Source organism: Streptomyces sp. A1136 (assembly GCF_004795055.1).
In the GTDB taxonomy this organism is placed as follows: domain Bacteria; phylum Actinomycetota; class Actinomycetes; order Streptomycetales; family Streptomycetaceae; genus Streptomyces.
Genome location: NZ_SSBJ01000021.1, coordinates 92918 through 117943 on the forward strand (window position 1 = coordinate 92918; position 25026 = coordinate 117943).

Here is a 25026-nt window from a genome sequence, read left to right on the forward strand (position 1 = left end):
ACGTCACCACCCCGCTGCTTGAGGAGGCCCGCTGATGGCCCGGCGATACGACTGCAATGACGCCACGGACCGCAAGACGGGCCTGCGCGAAGCCGCATCCGCAGTGCGCCGCGGCGAACTCGTCGTGCTGCCCACCGACACCCTGTACGGGATCGGCGCGGACGCCTTCAGCGCGGAGGCGGTCGGTGACCTGCTCGCGGCCAAGGGCCGGGGCCGCAACATGCCCACCCCCGTCCTCATCGGCTCCCCGAACACCCTGCACGGCCTGGTCACGGACTTCTCCGAGCAGGCGTGGGAGCTGGTCGACGCGTTCTGGCCGGGCGCGCTGACGCTCGTCGCCAAGCACCAGCCCTCGCTGGCCTGGGACCTGGGGGAGACCCGCGGGACCGTCGCCGTACGCATGCCCCTGCACCCCGTGGCGATCGAGCTGCTGACCGAGGTCGGCCCGATGGCCGTGTCCTCGGCGAACCTGACCGGGCACCCGGCGCCGGAGGACTGCGACGCGGCCCGCGCGATGCTCGGCGACTCGGTGTCGGTGTACCTGGACGGAGGCCCGACCCCGGGCATCCAGCCCTCCTCGATCGTCGACGTCACGGGGAAGGTTCCCCTCCTGCTGCGCGCGGGGGCACTGACCGCCGAGCAGCTGCGGGAGGTCGTACCCGACCTCGAGGTGGCCCCGTGAGCCCTCAGGGGCGTGGCATAGCAACGGGGCGTCTTCCGGCGGAGGCTGGGGGAGACCGCTTCCGCATACTCCACGTCAGCACCGGGAACGTGTGCCGCTCGCCCATCACCGAGCGGCTGACGCGGCACGCCCTGTCGCACCGGCTCGGCGGGCTGGTGGCCGGGGAACTCATCGTGGAGAGCGCCGGCACCTGGGGCCACGAGGGGGCCCCGATGGAGGCCAACGCGGCCGCCGTCCTGGCGGACTTCGGCGCGGACGCCTCCGGCTTCACGGGGCGGGAACTGCTGGACGAGCACGTCATCCGGGCCGACCTGGTGCTCACGGCGACCCGGGACCACCGCGCGCAGGTCATCTCGATGGGCCACTCGGCGGGACTGCGGACCTTCACGCTCAAGGAGTTCACGCGCCTGGTGCGGGCGATAGACCCGGCCACGCTGCCGCCGCTGGACGACGGCATGGCGGAGCGCGCGCGGGCCCTGGTACGGGCGGCCGCCGCGCTGCGCGGATGGCTGCTGGCGCCGTCCGCGGACGCCGACGAGGTGTACGACCCGTACGGGGCGCCGATCACCTTCTTCCGTTCCATCGGCGACGAGATCAACCAGGCGCTGGACCCCGTGGTGACGGCCCTGACGGGCGTCACGGCCTCCCGCTGAGACCCGGCGGCCCCCACGCTCGGCGGCCGACGCGGCGGCCCGGGGGCGGGATCGCGGAGGCGGGCCTACAGTGGCCCTATCCGGGACAGCACTGGGAGCCGCGCCATGAGCGTCATCACCCCGCCCACGGACCTGCTGCGGCAGCAGGACCCGAAGATGGCCGACGTGCTCGCGGGGGAGGCCCAGCGGCAGGCCGGTTCCCTGCAACTGATCGCGGCCGAGAACTTCTGCTCGCCCGCCGTGCTCGCCGCCCTCGGCTCCGCGTTCGCCAACAAGTACGCCGAGGGCTACCCCGGAGCGCGCCACCACGGCGGTTGCGAGTACGCCGATCTCGCCGAACGCGTCGCGGTCGAGCGGGCCATGGCGCTGTTCGGCGCCGAGCACGCCAACGTACAGCCGCACTCCGGCTCCTCCTCGGTGCTGGCCGCGTACGCCGCGCTGCTGCGCCCGGGCGACACGGTGCTCGCCATGGGGCTCCCCTACGGCGGACACCTCACCCACGGCTCTCCCGCGAACTTCTCCGGCCGCTGGTTCTCCTTCGTCGGATACGGCGTCGACGCCGAGACGGGCCTGATCGACTACGAGCAGGTACAGGAACTGGCCCGCGCGCACCGGCCCAAGGCCATCGTCTGCGGCTCGATCTGCTACCCCCGCCACCCCGAGTACTCCGTCTTCCGGGAGATCGCCGACGAGGTGGGGGCGTACCTGATCGCCGACGCCGCGCACCCGATCGGGCTGGTGGCCGGCGGGGCGGCCCCCAGCCCCGTCCCGTACGCGGACATCGTCTGCGCGACCACGCACAAGGTGCTGCGGGGCCCGCGCGGCGGCATGCTCCTGTGCACCGCGGAGCTGGCCGAACGCGTCGACCGGGCGGTGTTCCCCTTCACCCAGGGCGGCGCCCAGATGCACACGATCGCCGCGAAGGCCGTGGCCTTCGGCGAGGCGGCGGGGACCGCGTTCACCACGTACGCCCACCGGGTCGTCGCCAACGCCCGGACCCTGGCCGAGGCGCTGGAGTCCGCCGGTCTGGCCGTCACGACCGGCGGCACCGACACCCACCTCATCTGCGCCGACCCCGCCCCCCTCGGCATCGACGGCCTCACCGCCCGGGGTCGGCTCGCGGCCGCCGGCATCGTGTTGGACACCTGCGCCCTGCCGTACGGGGACCAGCGCGGAATCCGCTTCGGCACCGCGGCGGTGACCACCCAGGGCATGGGGGAGGCGGAGATGCTGCGGATCGCCGCGCTGTTCGCGGCGGCGCTGCGCGGGGAGGGGACGCGGACCCGGGCCGCGGTCGGCGAGCTGGCCGGCGACTTTCCTCCTTATGCGGCCTAACAGGGACGAGTGGGGCGTACCGCAACCGGGGCGGGGACCCCGCGCGTCCTCGGTAGCGGTGACATCGCGGCTAATGTGTGGGGCTGAGATGGCCGGCGATACATCTGGGGCTGCCAGTGCGTGAATATCTGCTGACGCTTTGCGTCACGGTTGCGGTGACCTACCTGCTGACCGGGCCCGTGCGGAAGTTCGCGATCGCGGTCGGGGCCATGCCGGAGATCCGCGCCCGTGACGTGCACCGGGAACCGACTCCCCGGCTGGGCGGGATCGCGATGTTCGGCGGTCTGTGCGCGGGGCTGCTGGTGGCCGACCACCTCAAGAACCTGAGCGGGGTCTTCACGGGCTCGAACGAGCCACGGGCCCTGCTCTCCGGCGCCGCGCTGATCTGGCTGATCGGCGTGCTGGACGACAAGTTCGAGATCGACGCCCTGATCAAGCTCGGCGCCCAGATGATCGCCGCCGGCGTGATGGTCATCCAGGGCCTGACGATCCTGTGGATCCCGGTGCCCTTCATCGGCACGGTCTCGGTCACCCCCTGGCAGGGCAACCTGCTGACCGTGGCGCTGGTGGTGCTCACCATCAACGCGGTGAACTTCGTGGACGGCCTCGACGGCCTGGCCGCCGGCACGGTCTGCATCGCCGCCGCGGCGTTCTTCCTGTACGCGTACCGGATCTGGTTCGGCTACGGGATCGAATCGGCGGCGCCCGCGACCCTGTTCGCCGCCATCCTGATGGGCATGTGCCTGGGCTTCCTGCCGCACAACATGCATCCCGCCCGGATCTTCATGGGCGACTCGGGGTCGATGCTGATCGGTCTGGTGCTGGCCGCCGGCGCGATCTCCATCACCGGGCAGGTGGACCCGGACACATTGGCCCTCTTCGCGGGCGGTGAGCGCAACGCGACGCACGCGATGCTGCCGGTCTTCATCCCGCTGGTGCTGCCGCTGACGATCATCGCGATCCCGATGGCGGACCTGTTCCTGGCCATCGTCCGGCGCACCTGGAACGGGCAGTCGCCCTTCGCGGCCGACCGCGGGCACCTGCACCACCGGCTGCTGGAACTCGGGCACTCCCACAGCCGCGCCGTGCTGATCATGTATTTCTGGTCGGGCCTGATCGCCTTCGGGGCGGTGGCCTACTCGGTCCACTCGACCTCGATGTGGATCGTGCTCGGCATCGCGGGACTGAGTGCCCTGGGCCTGGTCCTGCTCCTCCTGCCGCGCTTCACCCCGCGCGCCCCGCGTTGGGCGCAGGCGCTGGTCCCGCCGCGCTACCGGCACGCGGAACGGGCGGCGGAGGCGGCCGCCTCGCACGCCTCGGGAACGGAGCCCGAACCGGCCCGGCCGATCGCGGCCGGTGTCGCCGGCGTCAACGGGGCGACCGCCCTTGGCCCCCGTTCGCGCTTCCCCGACCGGCGTAAGGCCGGATCGTCTCGCTGACGCCCCGAGCGCATGTCCGACATGAACGCCCTTTACCAGACAAGACGCTCGCTTGTCCTGCACACACGGGCGCGTTAGCCCTCATGTGTGACAGTCAGCACACTCCTCGGGTAAAGCTCTCATCAAATACTTTGTGATACCGTTCACTAAACCCGGCGACAGAGCCGAAGGACCGTAGTGCGACGGTCCATTGGCCCGAGGTGCTTCCTCGGACCGGGCTTACGCTCGTCCCCGTACGAGTCCCGTACGAGTCCGTGCCCCCACCACCACGCGGAGCAAACCGCCATGCGGTCAGATGACGTCCGATCCCTGTTGCAAACCGCCGTACCCACGGCTGTCGCCGGCGCTGTAGCCGCCGCGATCAGCGGTGTCGTCGTCGGCGGCAAGGGTGCGATCGGTGCCGTCGTCGCGACGCTGCTGGTGATCGTCTTCATGGGCCTCGGATTCCTGGTTCTCCAGCGCACGGCGAAATCCCTGCCGCACCTGTTCCAGGCGATGGGCCTCATGCTGTACGCGGCCCAGATCCTGCTGCTCTTCGTTTTTCTCGCCGTGTTCAAGCACACGACGTTGTTCCACCCCCGGGCATTCGCGATCACGCTCGTCGCCACCACCCTCGTGTGGATCGGCGCGCAGACGCGGGCCCACATGAAGGCCAAGATTCTTTACGTCGAACCCGAGTCCGCGAAGGGCGACAAGCCCGGAAATCCGGGGTCGAAGCCGTGAGGGGTAGGGCCGGGATAAGTGTGCGTTCGAGATGCTGCTATCGTCCGGTTCAAACTGCGGCACTGCGGGCGCGGGCATCCGAGCTGACGCCTGTTCCATCGCGAGGCGCGATGCCTGACCGCCGCCCCCACATCCGTAACACCAGTCCAGTGCCGAACCGCGGCTTCGCGCCGCGCCGACACAACGAGGTTGCCGTACCCATGCGCCACGCTGAAGGAGCCCGCGGTGAGTCCTGACCCGACGCAGGTGCTCGCCTTCGAGACCGACTGTCACATCTTCGACGGATGTGGCTTCCCCGGCCCGGGCCTGCACTCGTTCCTCTTCGAGCCGCTGTGGGGCGACGCCGACAGCAACCTGTACTTCAACAAGCCGATGCTGCTGGCGCTCCTGGGCAGCATCATCATCGTCGGGTTCTTCTGGGCCGCCTTCCGCAAGCCGAAGGTCGTCCCGGGCAAGCTCCAGATGGTCGCCGAATCCGGCTACGACTTCGTGCGCCGCGGCATCGTCTACGAGACGCTCGGAAAGAAGGAGGGCGAGAAGTACGTCCCCTTCATGGTCGCGACGTTCTTCTTCGTCTGGATGCTGAACCTCTGGTCGATCATTCCGCTGGCCCAGTTCCCGGTGACCTCGATCATCGCGTTCCCGGCAGTTCTCGCGGCGATCGTCTACTTCATCTGGATGTCGGTGACGTTCAAGCGTCACGGCTTCGTCGGCGGCCTCAAGAACCTGACGGGCTACGACAAGAGCCTGGGTGGCGTTCTTCCGCTGGTCATGGTCATCGAGTTCTTCTCGAACGTCCTGGTGCGCCCCTTCACCCACGCGGTCCGACTGTTCGCGAACATGTTCGCGGGTCACACCCTGCTGCTGCTGTTCACCATCGCCAGCTGGTACCTGCTGAACGGCATCGGGATCGCCTACGCGGGCGTCTCGTTCATCATGGTCATCGTGATGACGGCCTTCGAACTCTTCATCCAGGCCGTCCAGGCGTACGTCTTCGTCCTCCTGGCCTGCAGCTTCATCCAGGGCGCGCTCGCCGAGCACCACTGAGCCAGGCCCGCCCCGCTCAGCCCCCATTTCGTCCGGTGGCCAACCCCCACCGGTCCGTGAAAGAGAAGGAAGAACTGGCATGTCCCAGACCCTTGCCGCCGTCACCGGCTCCCTCAGCTCCGTTGGTTACGGTCTCGCGGCCATCGGCCCCGGCGTCGGCGTCGGCATCATCTTCGGTAACGGCACGCAGGCTCTCGCCCGTCAGCCCGAAGCTGCCGGTCTGATCCGCGCCAACCAGATCCTCGGCTTCGCCTTCTGTGAGGCGCTCGCCCTCATCGGTCTGGTCATGCCGTTCGTCTACAGCTGACGAACCGCGACCACTAGTCCGATTAGACGAAAGGCACTGATGTGAACCTCCTGGTTCTCGCGGCCGAGACGGAAAACCCGCTCGTTCCGCCGATCCCCGAGCTCGTCATCGGTCTGATCGCCTTCGTCATCGTCTTCGGCTTCCTCGCGAAGAAGCTCCTCCCGAACATCAACAAGGTTCTGGACGAGCGTCGCGAGGCCATCGAGGGCGGTATCGAGAAGGCTGAGGCCGCTCAGACCGAGGCCCAGAGCGTGCTGGAGCAGTACAAGGCCCAGCTCGCCGAAGCCCGGCACGAGGCCGCGCGCCTGCGCCAGGAAGCGCTGGAGCAGGGCACTGCGCTCAAGGAAGAACTGCGCGCAGAGGGCCAGCGGCAGCGTGAGGAGATCATCGCTGCCGGCCACGCCCAGATCGCGGCCGACCGCAAGGCTGCCTCTCAGGCGCTCCGCCAGGACGTGGGCAAGCTCGCCACCGACCTGGCCGGAAAGCTCGTCGGCGAGTCCCTTGAGGACCACGCCCGGCAGAGCCGCACGATCGACCGTTTCCTCAGCGAGCTTGAGGAGAAGGCCGAGGCCGTCCGATGAACGGAGCGAGCCGCGAGGCGCTGGCCTCCGCGCGTGAGCGTCTCGACGCGTTGATGGACAGCACGTCCGTCGAGGCTGCGAAGCTCGCGGGCGAGCTGGCCTCCGTCACCGCGCTGCTCGACCGTGAGGTCTCGCTGCGCCGGGTCATCACGGACCCGGCGCAGGCCGCCGAGGCAAAGGCCGAGCTGGTGGGCCGCCTGTTGGGAAGCCAGGTGAGCGGGGAAACCCTCGACCTGCTGTCCGGCATGGCGCGGTCCCGCTGGTCGCAGTCGCGTGACCTGGTCGACTCGCTTGAGGAACTGGCGGCCACCGCCGACCTCACGGCGGCGCAGCAGGCGGGCGCACTCGACGACGTCGAGGACGAGGTGTTCCGGTTCGGCCGGATCGTCTCGTCGAACACCGCGCTGCGTTCCGCGCTGACCGACCGTGCGGCCACCGCCTCCGCCAAGAGCGAGCTGCTGCGCAGGCTGCTCGGCGGCAAGGTGAACCCGGTCACCGAGCGTCTGGTCATCCGTCTCGTCACGCACCCGCGTGGACGTAGCCTGGAAGCGGGACTCGAGTCCCTTTCCACGCTCGCCGCGGAGCGCCGCAACCGTATGGTCGCCACCGTGACCAGCGCGGTTCCGCTCAGTGACGTGCAGAAGCAGCGTCTCGGCGCGGTGCTGGCCAGGCTGTACGGCCGCCAGATGCACCTGAACCTCGACGTGGACCCCACGGTCCTCGGCGGGATCTCGGTGCGGGTCGGCGGAGAGGTCATCGACGGCACCATCGCGGACCGCCTCGCAGAGGCGTCCCGCCGCATGGCCGGCTGACCAGCCACCAATAGAACAAAGCATTCCTAGCGGCCCGGTTGGGCCGTGCAGAACTTGCAGAAGATTCCTGGGGGTCGCCCCCAGACCCCAAAGAAGCTTCAGGCCCAACAAGGAGAGCAGGGAACCCAGATGGCGGAGCTCACGATCCGGCCGGAGGAGATCCGGGACGCACTGGAGAACTTTGTCCAGTCGTACCAGCCGGACGCGGCCTCGCGCGAGGAGGTCGGAACGGTCAGCGTTGCCGGCGACGGCATCGCGAAGGTGGAGGGTCTGCCCTCCGCCATGGCGAACGAGCTGCTGAAGTTCGAGGACGGCACCCTCGGTCTCGCCCTCAACCTCGAGGAGCGCGAGATCGGTGCGATCGTCCTCGGCGAATTCAACGGCATCGAAGAGGGCCAGCCGGTGCGACGCACCGGTGAGGTTCTCTCCGTAGGTGTCGGCGAGGGCTACCTCGGCCGTGTTGTCGACCCGCTCGGCAACCCGATCGACGGCCTCGGCGAGATCGCGACCGAGGGCCGCCGCGCCCTCGAGCTGCAGGCCCCGGGCGTCATGGTCCGTAAGTCGGTGCACGAGCCCATGCAGACCGGCTACAAGGCCGTCGACGCCATGGTGCCGATCGGCCGTGGCCAGCGTCAGCTGATCATCGGTGACCGTCAGACCGGCAAGACCGCTCTTGCCGTCGACACGATCATCAACCAGCGCGACAACTGGCGCTCGGGCGACGTGAACAAGCAGGTCCGCTGCATCTACGTCGCCATCGGCCAGAAGGGCTCGACCATCGCGTCCGTTCGCGGCGCCCTGGAAGAGGCCGGCGCGCTCGAGTACACGACGATCGTCGCCGCCCCGGCGTCCGACCCGGCCGGCTTCAAGTACCTGGCGCCGTACACCGGTTCCGCCATCGGCCAGCACTGGATGTACGCCGGCAAGCACGTCCTGATCATCTTCGACGACCTGTCGAAGCAGGCCGACGCCTACCGCGCCGTCTCGCTGCTGCTGCGCCGCCCGCCGGGCCGTGAGGCCTACCCGGGTGACGTCTTCTACCTGCACTCGCGTCTGCTGGAGCGTTGCGCGAAGCTCTCCGACGAGATGGGCGCCGGTTCGATGACCGGTCTGCCGATCGTCGAGACCAAGGCGAACGACGTGTCGGCGTTCATCCCGACCAACGTCATCTCCATCACCGACGGCCAGTGCTTCCTGGAGTCCGACCTGTTCAACGCGGGCCAGCGCCCGGCGCTGAACGTCGGTATCTCGGTCTCCCGCGTCGGTGGTTCCGCGCAGCACAAGGCCATGAAGCAGGTTTCCGGCCGTCTGCGTGTCGACCTCGCCCAGTACCGCGAGCTGGAGGCGTTCGCCGCCTTCGGTTCCGACCTGGACGCCGCGTCGAAGGCTTCGCTGGAGCGCGGCAAGCGCATGGTCGAGCTGCTGAAGCAGGGCCAGTACCAGCCGATGCCCGTCGAGGAGCAGGTCGTCTCCGTCTGGGCCGGTACCACCGGCAAGATGGACGACGTCCCGGTCGCCGACATCCGCCGCTTCGAGTCCGAGCTGCTGGAGCACCTGCGCCGCGAGCGCAAGGACCTCCTCACCTCGATCGCCGAGGGCGGCAAGATGTCGGACGACACCCTGACGTCGATCGCGGACGCCATCGCTGCCTTCAAGCAGCAGTTCGAGACGTCTGACGGCAAGCTCCTGGGCGAGGACGCTCCGGCCGTCAACGTCTCCAAGTGACGACGGAAGGGACCTGACTCATGGGAGCGCAGCTCCGGGTCTACAAGCGTCGCATCCGTGCCGTCACGGCGACCAAGAAGATCACCAAGGCGATGGAGATGATCGCCGCCTCGCGCATCGTCAAGGCGCAGCGCAAGGTGGCGGCATCGATGCCGTACGCGACCGAGCTCACCCGTGCGGTGACCGCGGTGGCGACCGGTTCGAACACCAAGCACGCCCTGACCACCGAGGTCGAGGCGCCGACCCGCGCCGCGGTCCTGCTCATCACGAGCGACCGCGGTCTGGCCGGCGGCTACTCCTCGAACGCCATCAAGCAGGCGGACCGGCTCACCGAGCGGCTGCGCGCAGAGGGCAAGGACGTCGACGCCTACATCGTCGGCCGCAAGGGTGTCGCCTACTACGGCTTCCGCGAACGCGAGATCGCGGACTCGTGGACCGGCTTCACCGACAGCCCGGCTTACGCGGACGCCAAGCGCGTCGCCGCGCCGCTGATCGAGGCCATCCAGACGGAGACGGCCGAGGGCGGCGTGGACGAGCTGCACATCGTCTACACGGAATTCGTGTCGATGATGACGCAGAACGCCGTGGACGGCCGGATGCTGCCGCTCAGCCTCGACCAGGCTGCGGAGGAGACCGGCACGAAGGGCGAGATCCTTCCGCTGTTCGAGTTCGAGCCGTCGGCGGAGGACGTCCTCGACGCCCTTCTGCCGCGATACGTCGAGAGCCGCATCTACAACGCACTGCTGCAGTCGGCCGCTTCCGAGCACGCCGCCCGCCGCCGCGCGATGAAGTCGGCCACCGACAACGCCGGGGACCTCATCAAGAGCCTCTCCCGGCTTGCCAACGCGGCCCGCCAGGCCGAAATCACCCAGGAAATCAGCGAGATCGTCGGTGGCGCGAGCGCCATGGCTGACGCGACCGCGGGGAGTGACAAGTAATGACGACCACTGTTGAGACGGCCGCCGCCACGGGCCGCGTCGCCCGGGTCATCGGCCCGGTCGTCGACGTGGAGTTCCCCGTCGACGCCATGCCCGAGATCTACAACGCCCTCAAGGTCCAGGTCGCCGACCCGGCCGAGGACGGCAAGCTGAAGACGCTGACCCTGGAAGTCGCCCAGCACCTGGGTGACGGCCTGGTCCGCACGATCTCCATGCAGCCCACCGACGGTCTGGTCCGCCAGGCCCCGGTCACCGACACGGGCGAGGGCATCACCGTCCCGGTCGGCGACTTCACCAAGGGCAAGGTTTTCAACACCCTGGGTGAGGTGCTGAACTACCCGGAGACGAACGCCGAGGTCACCGAGCGCTGGCCGATCCACCGCAAGGCGCCGAGCTTCGACGAGCTCGAATCGAAGACCGAGATGTTCGAGACCGGCGTCAAGGTCATCGACCTCCTCACCCCGTACGTCAAGGGTGGAAAGATCGGTCTGTTCGGTGGTGCCGGTGTCGGCAAGACCGTTCTGATCCAGGAAATGATCTACCGCGTCGCCAACAACCACGACGGTGTGTCGGTCTTCGCGGGCGTCGGTGAGCGTACCCGCGAGGGCAACGACCTCATCGAGGAAATGGGCGACTCGGGCGTCATCGACAAGACGGCGCTCGTCTTCGGCCAGATGGACGAGCCCCCGGGCACCCGTCTGCGCGTCGCGCTCGCCGGTCTGACCATGGCGGAGTACTTCCGCGATGTGCAGAAGCAGGACGTGCTCTTCTTCATCGACAACATCTTCCGTTACACCCAGGCGGGTTCCGAGGTCTCCACGCTGCTCGGCCGCATGCCGTCCGCGGTGGGTTACCAGCCGAACCTGGCTGACGAGATGGGTCTGCTGCAGGAGCGCATCACCTCGACCCGCGGTCACTCGATCACCTCGATGCAGGCGATCTACGTCCCCGCGGACGACCTGACCGACCCGGCGCCGGCCACCACCTTCGCCCACCTCGACGCGACGACGGTTCTCTCCCGTCCGATCTCCGAGAAGGGCATCTACCCGGCCGTGGACCCGCTGGACTCGACGTCCCGCATCCTCGACCCGCGGTACATCGCGGCGGACCACTACGCGGCCGCCATGCGTGTCAAGGGGATCCTGCAGAAGTACAAGGACCTCCAGGACATCATCGCGATCCTCGGTATCGACGAGCTGGGCGAGGAGGACAAGCTCGTTGTCCACCGTGCCCGTCGCGTCGAGCGCTTCCTGTCGCAGAACACGCACGTCGCCAAGCAGTTCACCGGCGTCGACGGTTCGGACGTCCCGCTCGACGAGTCGATCACCGCGTTCAACGCGATCTGCGACGGTGACTACGACCACTTCCCCGAGCAGGCGTTCTTCATGTGCGGTGGCATCGAGGACCTCAAGGCCAACGCCAAGGAGCTGGGCGTCTCCTGAAGCCCCGCTCCCCGTGAGCAGAGCTGATTGACGGAGAGGGGCGGGTGCGTCCCGTCCCTCTCCACACGCCCATTAGAATTTGACCCAACACCCGGCCGACCCGCCGGGTGGTGACCCGAGGAGCCACCTTGGCTGCTGAGCTGCACGTCGAGCTGGTCGCGGCGGACCGCAACGTCTGGTCCGGCGAGGCCACCCTTGTTGTCGCGCGCACCACGTCCGGCGACATCGGCGTCATGCCCAATCACCAGCCGCTTCTCGGTGTGCTGGAATCGGGCCCGGTGACCATCCGCACCAGCGCGGGCGACACCGTCGTCGCGGCGGTGCACGGCGGATTCATCTCGTTCGCCGACAACAAGCTGTCCCTGCTGGCCGAGATCGCCGAACTCGCGGACGAGATCGACGTCGAGCGGGCGGAGCGGGCACTGGAGCGCGCGAAGGCGGACGCCGAAGCGGCCGCCGAGCGTCGCGCCGATGTCCGGCTGCGCGCGGTGACGGGCCGCTGAGCCCCTTACCGAATAGTGTGCGTCCTCAGCCGCGGTCCGGTCTGGAACTTTCCAGAGCGGGTCGCGGCTGAGGCGATGCGGATCAGTTTTTCGTGTGCTGTATTCGATGAGCGAGGAGGTCGGTGAAGATGCTCCTCGCTCTGCTTGTGAGCGGCCTGGTCGTAGCCCTGGTGGTGATCGGGCTGTTCGTCTTCGGCCTGCGTCGCAGACTCATCCAGCGCTCCGGCGGGACCTTCGACTGCAGCCTGCGCTGGGGCGTGGCGGACGAGCCCGACGTCTCCGGCAAGGGTTGGGTGTACGGGGTCGCCCGCTACAGCGGTGACCGGATCGAATGGTTCCGGGTGTTCAGCTACTCCCCGCGGCCGCGCCGGTTGCTGGAGCGCTCCTCCATCGAGGTGCTGGCCCGTCGCGCCCCTGAGGGCGAGGAGGAGCTGGCGCTGCTGTCCGACGCCGTCGTGCTCGGCTGTTCCCACCGGGGAACCCGCCTGGAGCTGGCGATGAGCGAGGACGCGCTGACCGGCTTCCTGGCCTGGCTGGAGGCGGCGCCTCCCGGCCAGAGGGTGAACGTGGCCTGAGTTCCCTGCCCGCCGGGTGGGGGCCCCGGACGGAGTCTGGGGGGGCGGCGCGAAGCCGGCAAGGCCCTGCGGGGCCGAGCCGTGCGAATGACGCGTCAAGACGGAGAAGCCGGGGAGAAGGGGGCGGACCCTTCTCCCCGGCTTCGTCTTTCACCGGTTCCGCGCGCGGGCGTTACTGGAGACCGGTGTGGATGGCGTTGGCGAGTTCGCCGTTCGCCGTGTCGCCGCTGAACTCCCAGAAGAAGGCACCCCTGAGGCCCTGCTGCTTGGCCCAGGTCATCTTCCCGGCGATGGTGGCGGGGGTGTCGTAGCTCCACCAGTTGCCACCGCACTTGGCGTAGGCGGTGCCGGCGATGGTGCCGGTCGTCGGGCAGCTGCTCTTGAGCACCTTGTAGTCCTCGATGCCCTGCTCGTACGTCCCGGGGGCGGGGCCGGTCGCGGCGCCGCCGGGAGCGTCCTGGGTGACGCCGGTCCAGCCGCGCCCGTAGAAGCCGATGCCGAGGTTGAGCTTGGAGCCGGCGATGCCCTTGCCCTTGAGCTTGGTGATCGCGGCCTCGGAGTTGAAGCCGGCGATCGGGATGCCCGCGTAGGAGGTGAGCGGGGAGTGCGGGGCGGTGGGGCCCTTGGCGTCCCAGGCGCCGAAGAAGTCGTAGGTCATCACGTTGTAGAAGTCGACGTACTGGGCCGCGCCCGCGTAGTCGGCGAGGTCGAGCTTGCCGCCGTTGGAACCGTCGGCGGAGATCGCTGCGGTGATCAGGTTGCTGCCGCCGAACTTGGCGCGCAGCGCGGACAGCAGGTTCTTGAGGGAGGCGGCGCCGCTGGTGTCGCAGGACAGCCCGCAGGCGTTCGGGTACTCCCAGTCGATGTCGATGCCGTCGAAGACGTCCGCCCAGCGGGGGTCCTCGACCAGGCTGTAGCAGGAGTCGGCGAATGCGGCCGGGTTGGCGGCGGCCTGGCCGAAGCCGCCGGACCAGGTCCAGCCGCCGAAGGACCACAGCACCTTGATCCCGGGGTACTTCTTCTTCAGCTCGCGCAGTTGGTTGATGTTGCCGGCGACGGGCTGGTCCCAGGTGTCGGCGGTGCCGTCGACACTCGACGCGGCGTCGTAGGTCTTCTGGTAGTCGGCGTAGGCGTCGCCGATCGCGCACTTGCCGCCGGTGACGTTGCCGAAGGCGTAGTTGATGTGCGTGATCTTCGCGGCGGTGCCGGAAGTGACGAGGTTCTTCACCTGGTAGTTGCGCTGGTAGATGCCCCAGTCGGTGAAGTAGCCCAGCTTGACCTTGCTGCCGGTGGGCGGGGGCGTGGTGCCGCCGCCGGTCGTGGTGACGGAGAGGGCGCCGGAGGAGGGGCCGGTCTGGTCGGCGGTGTCACGGGCCGTGACGGTGTAGCCGTACGAGGTGCCCTTGGTGAGGCCGGAGTCGGTGTAGCCGGTGCCGGTGACCGTGGCGATCTTGGCCCCGTCACGGTAGACGTCGTAGTTCTTGACGCCCTTGTCATCGGTGGCGGCGCTCCAGCCGAGGGTCAGGGAGGTGTCGCTGACCCCGGTGGCGGTGGGGGTGCCGGGGGCCGACGGCGGGGAGTCGGCGGGGGGCGTCGTCCCGCCGTCACAGGACGCGCCGTTGACCTTGCAGCCGGCGGGGGAGCCGGGACCGGCGCCGTTGAACCCGAAGCTGATGGTCGCGCCGGGGGAGAGGGTGCCGTTCCAGCCGACGTTCTTGCCCGTCCAGTGGGTGCCCGAGTTCGTGACGGTGGCGTCCCAGGCGGAGGTGACCGTCGTGCCCGAGGGGAAGTCCCATTCCACGGTCCAGCCGGTCAAGGTGGTGGTGCCGGTGTTCTTCACCGTCCATTTGCCCTCGAAGCCGGAACCCCAGTCGGAGACCTTCGTGTACGTGGCGGTCGCGGAGCCGGCGGCCTGGGCGGGGCCGGCGAGGGCCACGATTCCCGCGGCCGGCAGGGCGAAGGCGGCCACCGCGGCGGCGAGCCTTCTGAAGAGACGGGTACGGGGTGGGGGTGCTGTGCTCAAGGTGGTCCTCCGTAGGTCCGCCGAAGTCGCGGGGCCGACTTCGGCATGGGGGTGGGACCTGCGCCGCCCGTGAGCCTGCTTGTCATGGCACGCTCACCACAGTTCCGGTGAGCGTAGAAAGGTCTGGACCAACCGTCAAGAGGTCCAGACCTCATGCCGAAGTCGGGCCTTGAAGGCCCGACTCCCGCGCCAGTACGGACGCTTGCAGCCGGCTGCGCAGCCCCAGCTTGCCCAGCACCCTGCTGACGTGCGTCTTCACCGTCGCCTCCGCCATCTCCAGCCGCCCGGCGATCTCCGCGTTCGACAGGCCCTCGCCCAGACACCCCAGCACCTCGCGCTCGCGTCGGGTCAGCGACTCCACCGCCGCCGCCCTCGCCGGCGGTACGGCCGGCCGTACCGCCCGCGGCGCCGCGAACTCCGCGATCAGCCGCCGGGTCACCGCCGGGGCGATCAGGCCCTCCCCGCGCGCGACCGTCCGTACCGCCCCGATCAGCTCCGAGGCCTCCGCGTTCTTCAACAGGAACCCCGCCGCGCCCGCGCGCAGCGCCCCGAAGACGTACTCGTCCAGATCGAAGGTGGTCAGCACCAGCACGTCCGCGAGCCCCTCGCCGACCACCCGGCGGGTCGCCGAGACCCCGTCCAGGCGGGGCATCTGCACGTCCATGAGCACCAGATCCGGCCGCAGTTCCCGGGCCAGCCGGACCGCCTCCTCCCCGTCCGCGGCCTCGCCCACCACCTCGATGTCCCCCGCGCTGCGCAGGATCAGCACCAGCCCGGACCGCACCGCGCTCTGGTCCTCCGCCACCAACACCCGCACGACCCGCCCGGTCATCCCGTCACCGCCCGCTCTCCGGCGGGCAACGCCGCCCGCACGCGCCACACCGGTCCTGTCCGCCCCGCGGTGAACTCCCCGCCCAGCAACTCCGTCCGCTCCCGCATACCCGTCAGCCCCGCGCCGGAGCCGGGGGCGCGGGGGTCGGGCCGGTCGGCGTACGGCGAGTCCACCCGTACGGTCAGCGTCCCCGCCGGGCCGGCCCGCCCCACCCGGACCGTGACCTCGCCCGGGGCGGCGTGCTTGAGCGCGTTGGTCAGCGACTCCTGCACGATCCGGTACGCCGCCAGCTCCACCGGCGCCGGCAGCGGCTCCCCGGGCGTCCGTTCGTCGTGGAGCACGAAGTCCAGCCCGCTCGCCGCGCCGTTGGCCCGGGCCTGCCCCAACAGGGCGTCGAGCCCGTCGAGGGAGGGCGTGGCGGCGGCCTCCTGCTCCGCGCCCGCGTCCCGCAGCAGCCCGATCAGCCGGCGCATCTCGGCGAGCCCCTGGACGCTGTTCTCCCGGATCACCCCGAGCGCCCGGCGGCTGGTGTCGGCCGAGTCGATGGAGAGGGCGGCGGTGGAGTGGATGGCGATGGCCGAAAGGTGGTTGGCCACCATGTCGTGCAACTCCCGGGCCATCCGGGCCCGCTCGGCGGTCACGGCCTGGCTGCGGTCCATCTCGGCCAGCAGCGCCGTCTGTTCGGCGCGCAACCGGGCCGCCTCGGCGGCGTCCCGGTGGTTGCGCAGCGTCGCGCCGGTCAGGGCCGGGCCGAAGCACACGATCCCCGTGAGCACGCCGATCATCAGCGACTGCGGGGTGCGCAGCCAGGCCACCGACGCGATCGTGACGGCGATCGTGATCAGTCCGGTGGTGATCGGGAGCCGCCGGGCCGAGGCCGGCGTGCCGTAGACCACGGCGGCGTACATCAGGTCGGTGAAGATCAGGACCGTGCCCAGGTTGCCCACGGTGAACTGGTCCGCTACCACCCCGACGGTACCGACGGCCAGTGCCGCCCGGGGGGTGGTGCGGCGCAGCGGCTCCATCGCGCCCAGGGCCGCCAGGGGGACCAGGGCCAGCCAGTCCGGTGTGGGCCGGTCGCCGTTGCTGTGGATGCCGAGCAGCCACAGCAACAGGCCCACGAGCACGCTGACGACGGCGAGCAGCACGTCGTGGCGGTGGGGTCGGAAGGTCGTGGCGGTCACGCTTCCCATCCAACACGCCCGCGGCGCCCCGGATGTCACCGCGGGGGCGGAGGCGCTTCCCGCGCGGCTACACCGAAGGATGCAGTCGCGGTTCCTCACCGGTGACGACGCGGTACGGACACCCCGGACGCGAGGCCGGGACGAGCCGGCGCGACGTGGGCGGCCGGGGAGGACGGCGACGAGAGGACGGATCGTGCCGGTCGACCTGGTCATCGGCTGCGAGATCGGCTTCCGGGTGCTGCCGGCCGGCGGACTGGCCCTGCGCTACCTCGCCGGGCTGCCCCGGCTCGGGGCCGCCGTCCTGCTGTGCGAGGCCCCGCCGGAGCTGACCCTGTCGGCCGCGACCGCCCCCGACCTGCGCGGCGGCGGCGAACCCGAGCGGACGCACGGCCTGGCCGCGCCCTACCTCGGCTACGCCGCCGGATACGGGCACTACACCGTGAAGTACCGGCACGCCGCGTACCGCTTCGGCGGCGGCCCGAAGCCGCCCGGCCCGCTGTACGGCAAGGCCCGCGCCCGGCACGAGTGGCGGCTGTGGGCCCGTACCCTCGTCGCTGTCGCCGTCGCGCCGGGGCTGCTCCAGGCGGTGATCCGGTACGCGGGCGACGGGGTCGACGTCAGTGGGCTCCGCGGCCGGCGGTCGGCGGCGCTGCGGGTCCTCGCCATCCATGCGGCGGTGGCGGCGACATACACCTTCTTCCCGCGCAAGGCCCCGGCGCCGGGCCCCGGCGAGGCACCCTAGCGCTCGCCTCCCGGGACCCACAGCACGTCCCCGACCTCCTTGTTGGCGGTGCGGGCCAGGATGAACAGCAGGTCCGAGAGGCGGTTGAGGTAGGTCGCCGTGAGCGGGTTCATCGCCTCGCCGTGCGCCTCCAGCGCCGCCCACGTCGAGCGCTCGGCGCGCCGCACCACGGTGCAGGCCTGGTGGAGGAGCGCCGCGCCGGGGGTGCCGCCGGGGAGGATGAAGCTGCGCAGCTTCTCCAGCCGCTCGTTGAAGCGGTCGCAGTCCGCCTCCAGCTTGTCGATGTAGAACTGCTCGACGCGCAGCGGCGGGTACTGCGGGTTCTCCACGACCGGGGTGCTCAGGTCGGCCCCGACGTCGAACAGGTCGTTCTGCACCCGGACCAGGACCTTCACCACGTCCTCGGACAGGGCGCCCAGCGCGATCGCCGTCCCGATGGCCGCGTTGGCCTCGTTGGCGTCGGCGTACGCGGAGATCCGCAGGTCCGTCTTCCGCGTACGGCTCATGTCGCCGAGGGCGGTCGTGCCCTTGTCGCCGGTGCGGGTGTAGATGCGCGTGAGGTTCACCATGGGTCCAGCGTAATGACAGACGGGGGCACGGCCTCCGGGAAGAAGACGCGATCCCGGACAAAGGTGCGCAAGAGTCAACTGTGGCCCCTGGGAGCGGTGCTGGGCCGTACCGGTGTGATGTCCGTCAGCTGAGACGTGACGCGTGTTACTTCGCGGTCACACCCTCCCTCACGGACGCTAGTCTCCGCCGGAGAGGCTACGAGACTGGGCCGTAGCGAGAACGAGGGGTGTGCAGTGGCTGGGAAGCTCGCCGTCATCGGTGCCGGACTCATGGGTTCGGGGATCGCTCAGGTCTCCGCTCAGGCGGGATGGGACGTCGTCTTGCGCGATGTCACCGATGCCGCGCTCACCCGCGGCACGGACGGGATCAAGGCCTCGTACGACAAGTTCGTCTCCAAGGGCAAGCTGACGGCCGAGGACGCCGAGGCGGCGCTCGCCCGCATCACCACCACCACCGACCTGGACGCGGTCGCGGACGCGGACATCGTCGTCGAGGCCGTCTTCGAGAAGCTCGAAGTCAAGCACGAGATCTTCCGCGCGCTCGACAAGCTGGTCCGGGACGACGCGATCCTCGCGTCCAACACCTCCGCCATCCCGATCACCAAGATCGCGGCGGTGACGGAGCGCCCGGAGCGGGTCGTCGGCGCGCACTTCTTCTCGCCCGTCCCGATGATGCAGTTGTGCGAACTGGTCCGCGGCTACAAGACCAGCGACGAGACCCTCGCCACGACCCGGGCCTTCGCCGAGTCCGTCGGCAAGACCTGCATCGTCGTCAACCGTGACGTGGCCGGCTTCGTGACGACCCGTCTGATCTCGGCGCTGGTCGTCGAGGCCGCCAAGCTCTACGAATCGGGCGTCGCCACCGCCGAGGACATCGACATCGCCTGCAAGCTGGGCTTCGGGCACGCCATGGGGCCGCTGGCCACCGCCGACCTCACGGGCGTCGACATCCTCCTGCACGCCACGAGCAACATCTACACCGAGTCGCAGGACGAGAAGTTCGCGCCGCCGGAGCTGATGCGCCGCATGGTGGACGCCGGCGACATCGGCCGCAAGAGCGGGCAGGGCTTCTACAAGCACTGACGACCATCGTTCGAACGCCTTCACCCGTTGGTGTGAATGAGAGTATCGGTTCGCTCACAGTCGGCAACTTCACCGCCCCCGGGGCAGTCAGTTCCAGTGAGAGTGGCCGACCACGGACCAGTCGGACCATACGTACGCGGCACGTACGCGGGACTGCGGGAGCACATATGCACATCAGGGGCGACCACGCCGAACTCGTTGTCGGGGGTCGCCTCGACGTGCGCAGCGCGGCGGACGCCCGTACGGCCCTCCACACCGCGCTCGACCGCGGCCACGGCGACCTCGTGCTCGACCTCACCGGGCTCGACTCCTGGGACGCGACCGGCCTCGGCGTGATCATGGGCGCGCACCGCCGGGCGGGCCGCTCCGGGCGCCGTCTCGTCCTGCGCGGAGTGCCCGCGCAGATGCAGCGGTTGCTCGTGGCGACCCGGCTCCACCGCATTCTCGCGATCGAGGGCGGGCTGGAAGCGGAATCCCTGCCCCGGGTCTGACACACGGCCCGCTTCTTTCCTGCGGAAACGTAACGTTCCGGTGGTGAAGGCCCTCTGACGGTTCCCGCGCGCCCGGCCACGGTTTAGGCTCCGGGCGGAAACCGGACCAGTAGCGACAGCGGTGTGAGCGTGCGAAGGCCGGGCGGTGAGACGGCTGAAGCGGCGCGGCACGCGGCGCGATCGGGGGACTTGGTCATGGACCGTATACAGGGGCAGCCCGGCGCGGACGCGGGGCGTCGGGCCGTGGGGTCCACGGGCGACGGACCCTCGGGCGCCGGGTCCGCCCGCGCCGTCACCGGCCCCTCGGGCGCCGGCTCGGCGGGCACCCGGGCCGCCGGTGCCCCAACCCCCGGTACCGGGGCCGTGGGTTCTTCCGGAAGCGGAACCTCCGCGGCGGCGGCACCGACCGCCGGCGCCCCTTCCACCGGCGGTCTCGCCCGCGTCGTCACACTGACCGCGGGCGACTTCGCCCTCACCGTGAACCCGGTCGACGGCAGCGAGATAGAACCCCTGCGTCCCGGCACCGAGACGCCCCGCCCCGCCAAACGGGGCCCCGCCTCCCGCACCGCCCGGCAGGTCGCGGCCCGGCCGCCGGCCCTGCCCGGCTCCACCGTCCCCTCCCGCCCACTGCTCCGGCGCGAGGAGGAGCAGGAGCGGCTCGAACGGCTGCTGGGACGCGGCCGCTCGGTACGACTGACCGGACCGGCCGGATCGGGCCGTTCCGCACTGCTCGACTCGGTGGCCGCCGCGTGCGCCGGACGCGCGCCCGACGGGGTCGTCCGGCTCAGCGGATACGGCCAACAGCAGCCGCTGGAACTGCTGCACGCGCTGCACGCGGCCGTCTACGAGAGCGCCGCCGAACGACCCGACCGGACCGAACTCCTCGCGCGGGTACGGGACATCGGCGCGATCGTCCTCATCGACGACCTGGAACTGGGCGGAGCCGCCCTCGACGAACTCCTGCGGGCCACCCCCGAGTGCGCCTACCTGTTGGCCGCCACCCCCGCCACCAAGGCCCCCTCCGACCACTCGCACCTGGAGGAGGTCTTCCTCGGAGGCCTCGGCCGGGCCGAATGCCTGCAACTGATGGAAACCCTCACCGGACGGCCCCTGACGGAGGAGGAGACGGCCTGGGCCGCGGACGTGTGGTTCGCCTCCGAGGGGCTGCCCCTGCGCTTCGTACAGGCGGCCGCGCTGCTGCGCGGGCGCGACGAGTTGAACCACCGCGACCGCGAGGACGACGACGAGCCCGGCGTCTTCGAGGGGCGCCCGCGCGAGGCCGCCCACGTACCGCTGCCGACGCCGGCCGAGGGAGCGGCGCCCGCGGAGCTGCTGGCGTCCCGGGTGAGCGAGTCGGCCCGGGCCGCGCTGCGGATCGCCTGCGCGCTCGGCGGCGAGATGCCGCACCACGCGCACCTGCCGGCCCTGGTGGGCGACACCCACGCCGACGCGGCGGTCGCGGAACTGCTCGACAGCGGCCTGCTGACCCCCGTCGGCGCGCGCTACCGGCTGGCGCACGGGGTCGCCCGGCAGTTGGAGGAGGCCGGGTACGGGGACACCGCCGCCGAGGAGGCCCGCACCGCGGCCCGGCACTACGCCTGGTGGACCGGGCACGCCTCGGTGACCCCCGAGCGGGTCGCCGGCGAGGCGGACGCGGTGCTGGCCGCCCTGGCGGGCGCCGACGTGGTGGCCGCCGTCATGCTCGCCCGCACGGCGGCTCCGGCACTGGCGGCTTCCCTGCACTGGGAGGCGTGGGAACGGGCGCTGCGCTCGGGCGCGGAGGCCGCGCGCAAGGCGGGAGAGGTGGCGGAACAGGCCTACTTCCACCACGAGCTGGGTGTGCTCGCGCTGTGCGAGGGACGGTTGGAGCGGGCGCGGGCCGAGCTGGAGGCCTCGATCGGGCTGCGGGGCGCGCTGGCGGACAAGCGCGGGACGGTCGCGGGACGGCGGGCGCTGGCGTTGGTGACCGACCGGGAGGCGGCCGCGGCCCAGGTGTCGCCGCCGCTGCGGCTGGAGGCGCCGGCCCTGCCGGCCGCGCCTTCGACGGCGCCCGTCGCGGCTCCGGCCGCGTCCGTCCCGGCGACTTCGGCCGTGCCCCGCCCCCTCGCCCGCCCGGTGACCGCGCCAATGAACGCGCCGGTGAGCGCGGCGTCGACCCGGCCGCCGGCTCCCGGCGGCTCCGAGGCGCAGACCCAGGTCGTGTCGACGGTCCGACGGCCCGAGGCGCCGACGACCCCGTCGACCCTCTCCGAGGTGTTCGAGAACGCCTTCCCGACCGCGCCGAAGCAGGAACCGGTGACGGCGCCGGTGCCGGTCCCCGGCGCGGGCGCCGGGCCGGGCCGAGCGTGGGCGGGGGAGCCGCACTCCCGGCGCAGGACGGCGTTCCTCGCCGCGGCCGGCGCCCTGGCGGTGGCCGTGATCGGGACCGTCGTGGGCCTGGCGGTGTCCGACTCGGACACGCGGGCGCCGAAGGACCCCGCGGTGTCGTCGTCGCCGGACATCGAGCCGGACACCGACCCGGGCACCGATTCAGGCGGGAGCGCCCCGGCCGGCGCGCCCGAGCCGGGCACCGCCGACCCGTCGGCGGCCCCGTCCGACGGGGCGACGCCCGGGCCGGGCGAACAGGCGGCGGAACCCGTTCCCGGGACCACCCGGCCGCCGGGCTCCACATCGGGCGGAGCGACCCCCACGCACAAGCCCGCGCCGCCGGCGCCGGGCACCAAGACGCCGGTCCCCACGCCCCCGGTCGTCCACCCGCAGACGCCGAGCCCGACCACCTCGTCGTCGACGACCCCGCCGACAGAGACCCCGACGGCGTCGGGCACCGCCGGGTCGGCCTCCGGGTCGGCCCCGTCGTCCACGCAGTGACGCCGGCGCGGCCGGGCGGCCGGACCTGGGCTCAGAACAGACGGAGCTTGTCGTCCTCGATGCCGCGCATCGCGTTGTAGTCCAGCACCACACAGTCCATGCCGCGGTCCGTCGCCAGTACGCGGGCCTGCGGCTTGATCTCCTGCGCGGCGAAGACACCGCGGACCGGCGCGAGGTGCGGGTCGCGGTTGAGGAGCTCCAGGTAGCGGGTCAGCTGTTCCACGCCGTCGATCTCGCCGCGGCGCTTGATCTCCACGGCCACGGTCGCGCCCGAGGCGTCACGGCACAGGATGTCCACCGGGCCGATCGCCGTCATGTACTCGCGGCGGATCAGCGTGTAGCCGTCGCCCAGCGTGTCGATGCGGTCGGCGAGCAGCTCCTGGAGGTGCGCTTCCACGCCGTCCTTGATCAGGCCGGGGTCGACGCCCAGTTCGTGGGAGGAGTCGTGCAGCACTTCCTCCATGGTGATGATGAGCTTCTCGCCCGCCTTGTTGACGACGGTCCAGACGCCCTCCTCGGCGCCCGTCCCCTCCTTGAGGGTGCACGGAGGAGACATCCAGTTGAGCGGTTTGTACGCCCGGTCGTCCGCGTGGATCGAGACACTGCCGTCGGCCTTCACGAGGATCAGACGGGGTGCCGAGGGCAGATGGGCGGTGAGCCGGCCCGCGTAGTCGACGGAGCAGCGGGCAATCACGAGACGCATGGTCGGCAACGCTACTCGACCGATGGGCCTCCACGCGATTCGCCCGTGAAAGCCCCCTTCGTCGATGGCGCGTTGTATGCGCATTCTCCTGGTGCGGCAACCCGGGGGCGCCTACCGTGGTGAGCGGGTGGTTGTCGAACGTGCACGCTGCGTCGCGGCCGCCTTCCCTGCCCGTAGGACTCCGGACACCCAAACCGCCGGGGTCACGAGAGGAGAACCCATGTCGCTCGACGTCTCACCGGCCCTACTCGAACAGGCCGAGCGAGGCGAGGTCGACGAAGCCGCTTTCGTCGACTGCGTCCGGACCTCCCTGCCTTACGCATGGGAGATGGTCAGCTCGCTGGTGGCCCAGCTGGAGGTTGAGGGCGGAGAATTCGCCGACAACCAGACGCCGCCGCCGGACGAGCAGGCGCGCGGGCAACTGCTGCGCGCACTCGCGAGTGACGCGATACGCGGCGCCCTGCAGCGGCACTTCGGGGTGCGCCTGGCATTCCAGAACTGCCACCGTGTAGCGGTGTTCCCGCTGGACCCCGCGGTGGACGACCGGCTCGCCAAGTTCACCTCGATCCGCGGCCAGCTGCTCAACCAGTCGCCGGAGCTGCGGGACTGTTAGGTCCCGCGTCGAAGAGCCGCCCGCTGCCGCTCCGCATCGCGGGAGGTACGACCGGTACCGGAGCGGCAGCCCGGCTCTCAGCCGAGGCGGGGCAGGACCTCGGCGCCGACGCGCCGTACGTTCTCCTCCGTCGCGGCGAGGTCGCCGGAGCCCTCCGTCAGCAAGGCGAAGCGGGTGATCCCCGTGCGTTCGGCGGTGGCCGCCAGGCGGTCCGCGGCGAACCGCGGGGTTCCGACGGGATGCAGCTCGCACAAGAGCTCCGTGTACGCCACCGGGTCGCGCATCGTGCGCCGTCGGCCGTCCACCGTCACATGCGCGTCCAGGCCCTGGCGCAGCCAGCCCGGCATCGCCTTCACCAGTGTTTCCCGGGCGTCCGCCGTACGGTCCGCGAGCTGGCAGACCCCGGCCGACACGTGCGCCGCGTCGGGCGCGTGTCCGGCGGCCCGGGCGGTGCGCCGCCACAGCGCCACCATGTCCGCCTTGTCCTCGTCCCCGCAGTGCATGCCGAGCAGCATCGGCAGACCGCGCTCCGCGGCCAGCCGTACCGACGCCGGGGAGGTGCAGGCGACGATCACTTCCGGCCCCTTCCCGTCACCGTCGAGCGCCTCCGCGGGACGCGGTACGACGGCCACCTCGCGGAAGCCGTAACGCTCGCCGGCCGCTCCCACGCGCGCCTCGGTCAGCCAGCGCCGCAGCAGGTCCAGGGCCTCGGGGAAACCCGTCTCGTAGGCGTCCAGGCCCCCGCCGAACACCTCCAGGTCCACCCAGGGTCCGCCCCGGCCCACCCCGAGCATGAAGCGCCCGCCCGAGGTCAGGTGCAGCAGGGCCGCCTGTTCCCCCAGGGTCACCGGGTGCGTGCTCGGCAGTACGCTCACCGCCGTCCCCACGCGCAGCCGCTCGGTCCGCCCGAGCAGCAGGGCCGCCAGGGTCACCGCGGACGGGCAGACCCCGTACGGGACGAAGTGGTGCTCGGCCAGCCAGACCGCGTCCAACCCGGCCTCTTCGGCCACCTCGGCGGTGCGCACCGCCCGGTGCAACGCTTCCCCCGGCCCCTGGCCCGGGAACTGGGCCCCCACTACAAACGCTCCTACGCGCATCGCGCTTAGCCTCCTCGCGGCTGACGCGGCCTCCCCAGGTGGACCGGCTCTCCGACGCT

The 25026-nt window shown here is 70.9% G+C and carries 25 protein-coding genes; 19 read left to right on the forward strand and 6 right to left on the reverse strand.

Going from position 1 to position 25026, the window contains the following annotated elements; genetic code table 11:
* Positions 1-34: 34 nt before the first annotated feature.
* From E6R62_RS21350 to E6R62_RS21415, 14 genes are all read left to right on the forward strand, one after another.
* Complete coding sequence (locus E6R62_RS21350) at positions 35-682, forward strand: L-threonylcarbamoyladenylate synthase (protein WP_136215110.1); 648 nt, start codon at positions 35-37, stop codon at positions 680-682.
* Entirely contained in the window at positions 679-1335 is a 657-nt protein-coding gene (locus E6R62_RS21355) for a protein-tyrosine-phosphatase (RefSeq protein ID WP_206308797.1), read from the forward strand. The genes E6R62_RS21350 and E6R62_RS21355 overlap by 4 nt, the downstream gene beginning before the upstream one ends.
* Before the next feature lie 105 nt (positions 1336-1440).
* Positions 1441-2670 carry a serine hydroxymethyltransferase gene (glyA, locus tag E6R62_RS21360; RefSeq protein ID WP_136215111.1) on the forward strand — a complete coding sequence of 410 codons (1230 nt, stop codon included), beginning with the start codon at positions 1441-1443 and terminating at the stop codon, positions 2668-2670.
* A 104-nt stretch (positions 2671-2774) separates the two neighbouring features.
* Positions 2775-4109, forward strand: a complete 1335-nt coding sequence (locus tag E6R62_RS21365) for an MraY family glycosyltransferase (RefSeq protein WP_206308800.1) — start codon at positions 2775-2777, stop codon at positions 4107-4109.
* A gap of 285 nt (positions 4110-4394) precedes the next feature.
* Complete coding sequence (locus tag E6R62_RS21370) at positions 4395-4832, forward strand: hypothetical protein (protein ID WP_136215113.1); 438 nt, start codon at positions 4395-4397, stop codon at positions 4830-4832.
* A 225-nt stretch (positions 4833-5057) separates the two neighbouring features.
* The gene (atpB, locus tag E6R62_RS21375) at positions 5058-5879 is read left to right on the forward strand and encodes a F0F1 ATP synthase subunit A (protein ID WP_136215114.1); all 822 of its coding nucleotides are present in this window, start codon (positions 5058-5060) and stop codon (positions 5877-5879) included.
* A gap of 79 nt (positions 5880-5958) precedes the next feature.
* The gene (gene atpE / locus E6R62_RS21380; protein ID WP_030386954.1) at positions 5959-6186 is read left to right on the forward strand and encodes an ATP synthase F0 subunit C; all 228 of its coding nucleotides are present in this window, start codon (positions 5959-5961) and stop codon (positions 6184-6186) included.
* A 41-nt stretch (positions 6187-6227) separates the two neighbouring features.
* The gene (locus E6R62_RS21385) at positions 6228-6767 is read left to right on the forward strand and encodes a F0F1 ATP synthase subunit B (RefSeq protein ID WP_136215115.1); all 540 of its coding nucleotides are present in this window, start codon (positions 6228-6230) and stop codon (positions 6765-6767) included.
* Positions 6764-7579: a F0F1 ATP synthase subunit delta gene (locus E6R62_RS21390; RefSeq protein ID WP_136215116.1), complete on the forward strand. Its 816-nt coding sequence runs from the start codon at positions 6764-6766 to the stop codon at positions 7577-7579. Before E6R62_RS21385 ends, E6R62_RS21390 begins: the two co-directional genes overlap by 4 nt.
* 129 nt (positions 7580-7708) lie before the next feature.
* Entirely contained in the window at positions 7709-9304 is a 1596-nt protein-coding gene (gene atpA, locus E6R62_RS21395; protein ID WP_136215117.1) for a F0F1 ATP synthase subunit alpha, read from the forward strand.
* 20 nt (positions 9305-9324) lie between these two features.
* Positions 9325-10242, forward strand: a complete 918-nt coding sequence (locus tag E6R62_RS21400) for a F0F1 ATP synthase subunit gamma (protein WP_136215118.1) — start codon at positions 9325-9327, stop codon at positions 10240-10242.
* Complete coding sequence (gene atpD / locus E6R62_RS21405; protein WP_136215119.1) at positions 10242-11684, forward strand: F0F1 ATP synthase subunit beta; 1443 nt, start codon at positions 10242-10244, stop codon at positions 11682-11684. The genes E6R62_RS21400 and atpD overlap by 1 nt, the downstream gene beginning before the upstream one ends.
* Positions 11685-11812: 128 nt before the next feature.
* A complete protein-coding gene (locus E6R62_RS21410) occupies positions 11813-12187 on the forward strand; it encodes a F0F1 ATP synthase subunit epsilon (protein ID WP_136215120.1) in 375 nt (124 codons plus the stop codon).
* A 128-nt stretch (positions 12188-12315) separates the two neighbouring features.
* Complete coding sequence (locus tag E6R62_RS21415; RefSeq protein ID WP_136215121.1) at positions 12316-12762, forward strand: DUF2550 domain-containing protein; 447 nt, start codon at positions 12316-12318, stop codon at positions 12760-12762.
* 172 nt (positions 12763-12934) lie between these two features.
* On the opposite strand, the gene E6R62_RS21420 is transcribed toward E6R62_RS21415, so the two are convergent.
* From E6R62_RS21420 to E6R62_RS21430, 3 genes are all read right to left on the reverse strand, one after another.
* Positions 12935-14731 carry a glycosyl hydrolase family 18 protein gene (locus E6R62_RS21420; protein ID WP_240801803.1) on the reverse strand — a complete coding sequence of 599 codons (1797 nt, stop codon included), beginning with the start codon at positions 14729-14731 and terminating at the stop codon, positions 12935-12937.
* 205 nt (positions 14732-14936) lie between these two features.
* On the reverse strand, positions 14937-15617 hold the full coding sequence (locus E6R62_RS21425) for a response regulator transcription factor (RefSeq protein ID WP_136215123.1): 681 nt from the start codon (positions 15615-15617) through the stop codon (positions 14937-14939).
* Positions 15614-16810 carry a sensor histidine kinase gene (locus tag E6R62_RS21430; protein ID WP_136215124.1) on the reverse strand — a complete coding sequence of 399 codons (1197 nt, stop codon included), beginning with the start codon at positions 16808-16810 and terminating at the stop codon, positions 15614-15616. Before E6R62_RS21430 ends, E6R62_RS21425 begins: the two co-directional genes overlap by 4 nt.
* 184 nt (positions 16811-16994) lie before the next feature.
* Between E6R62_RS21430 and E6R62_RS21435 the strand changes: the two genes are divergently transcribed.
* Positions 16995-17543 carry a hypothetical protein gene (locus E6R62_RS21435; RefSeq protein WP_136215125.1) on the forward strand — a complete coding sequence of 183 codons (549 nt, stop codon included), beginning with the start codon at positions 16995-16997 and terminating at the stop codon, positions 17541-17543.
* Here E6R62_RS21435 and E6R62_RS21440 read toward each other — a convergent pair.
* Positions 17540-18112: a cob(I)yrinic acid a,c-diamide adenosyltransferase gene (locus E6R62_RS21440; protein WP_136215126.1), complete on the reverse strand. Its 573-nt coding sequence runs from the start codon at positions 18110-18112 to the stop codon at positions 17540-17542. The genes E6R62_RS21435 and E6R62_RS21440 overlap by 4 nt on opposite strands.
* A gap of 234 nt (positions 18113-18346) precedes the next feature.
* On the opposite strand from E6R62_RS21440, the gene E6R62_RS21445 reads away from it, so the two are divergent.
* From E6R62_RS21445 to E6R62_RS21455, 3 genes are all read left to right on the forward strand, one after another.
* Complete coding sequence (locus E6R62_RS21445; protein WP_136215127.1) at positions 18347-19195, forward strand: 3-hydroxyacyl-CoA dehydrogenase family protein; 849 nt, start codon at positions 18347-18349, stop codon at positions 19193-19195.
* A gap of 167 nt (positions 19196-19362) precedes the next feature.
* The gene (locus E6R62_RS21450) at positions 19363-19686 is read left to right on the forward strand and encodes an STAS domain-containing protein (protein WP_136215128.1); all 324 of its coding nucleotides are present in this window, start codon (positions 19363-19365) and stop codon (positions 19684-19686) included.
* Between the two features lie 195 nt (positions 19687-19881).
* Positions 19882-22554, forward strand: a complete 2673-nt coding sequence (locus tag E6R62_RS21455; RefSeq protein WP_136215129.1) for an ATP-binding protein — start codon at positions 19882-19884, stop codon at positions 22552-22554.
* 31 nt (positions 22555-22585) lie between these two features.
* Here the strand turns inward: E6R62_RS21455 and nucS are convergent, their stop codons facing one another.
* Positions 22586-23257, reverse strand: coding sequence for an endonuclease NucS (gene nucS, locus E6R62_RS21460; RefSeq protein WP_190183452.1), 672 nt, complete (start codon positions 23255-23257; stop codon positions 22586-22588).
* 220 nt (positions 23258-23477) lie between these two features.
* Here nucS and E6R62_RS21465 point away from each other — a divergent pair, with 220 nt between their 5' ends.
* A complete protein-coding gene (locus E6R62_RS21465) occupies positions 23478-23870 on the forward strand; it encodes an SCO5389 family protein (RefSeq protein WP_136215131.1) in 393 nt (130 codons plus the stop codon).
* Between the two features lie 77 nt (positions 23871-23947).
* Here the strand turns inward: E6R62_RS21465 and E6R62_RS21470 are convergent, their stop codons facing one another.
* Positions 23948-24967 (reverse strand): LLM class flavin-dependent oxidoreductase, encoded by a 1020-nt coding sequence (locus tag E6R62_RS21470; RefSeq protein WP_136215132.1) that lies wholly within the window; start codon positions 24965-24967, stop codon positions 23948-23950.
* Between the last annotated feature and the right edge of the window lie 59 nt (positions 24968-25026).

Bases quoted from the DNA above. Each gene is read 5' to 3' on its own strand.
- E6R62_RS21415 (WP_136215121.1), top strand. From the start codon at position 12,316: ATGCTCCTCGCTCTGCTTGTGAGCGGCCTGGTCGTAGCCCTGGTGGTG.
- E6R62_RS21350 (WP_136215110.1), top strand. From the start codon at position 35: ATGGCCCGGCGATACGACTGCAATGACGCCACGGACCGCAAGACGGGC.
- E6R62_RS21390 (WP_136215116.1), top strand. From the start codon at position 6,764: ATGAACGGAGCGAGCCGCGAGGCGCTGGCCTCCGCGCGTGAGCGTCTC.
- E6R62_RS21370 (WP_136215113.1), top strand. From the start codon at position 4,395: ATGCGGTCAGATGACGTCCGATCCCTGTTGCAAACCGCCGTACCCACG.
- E6R62_RS21450 (WP_136215128.1), top strand. From the start codon at position 19,363: ATGCACATCAGGGGCGACCACGCCGAACTCGTTGTCGGGGGTCGCCTC.
- atpE (WP_030386954.1), top strand. From the start codon at position 5,959: ATGTCCCAGACCCTTGCCGCCGTCACCGGCTCCCTCAGCTCCGTTGGT.
- nucS (WP_190183452.1), bottom strand. From the start codon at position 23,257: ATGCGTCTCGTGATTGCCCGCTGCTCCGTCGACTACGCGGGCCGGCTC.
- E6R62_RS21440 (WP_136215126.1), bottom strand. From the start codon at position 18,112: ATGGTGAACCTCACGCGCATCTACACCCGCACCGGCGACAAGGGCACG.
- glyA (WP_136215111.1), top strand. From the start codon at position 1,441: ATGAGCGTCATCACCCCGCCCACGGACCTGCTGCGGCAGCAGGACCCG.
- E6R62_RS21400 (WP_136215118.1), top strand. From the start codon at position 9,325: ATGGGAGCGCAGCTCCGGGTCTACAAGCGTCGCATCCGTGCCGTCACG.
- E6R62_RS21470 (WP_136215132.1), bottom strand. From the start codon at position 24,967: ATGCGCGTAGGAGCGTTTGTAGTGGGGGCCCAGTTCCCGGGCCAGGGG.
- atpD (WP_136215119.1), top strand. From the start codon at position 10,242: ATGACGACCACTGTTGAGACGGCCGCCGCCACGGGCCGCGTCGCCCGG.
- E6R62_RS21465 (WP_136215131.1), top strand. From the start codon at position 23,478: ATGTCGCTCGACGTCTCACCGGCCCTACTCGAACAGGCCGAGCGAGGC.
- E6R62_RS21425 (WP_136215123.1), bottom strand. From the start codon at position 15,617: ATGACCGGGCGGGTCGTGCGGGTGTTGGTGGCGGAGGACCAGAGCGCG.
- E6R62_RS21455 (WP_136215129.1), top strand. From the start codon at position 19,882: ATGGACCGTATACAGGGGCAGCCCGGCGCGGACGCGGGGCGTCGGGCC.
- E6R62_RS21430 (WP_136215124.1), bottom strand. From the start codon at position 16,810: ATGGGAAGCGTGACCGCCACGACCTTCCGACCCCACCGCCACGACGTG.
- atpA (WP_136215117.1), top strand. From the start codon at position 7,709: ATGGCGGAGCTCACGATCCGGCCGGAGGAGATCCGGGACGCACTGGAG.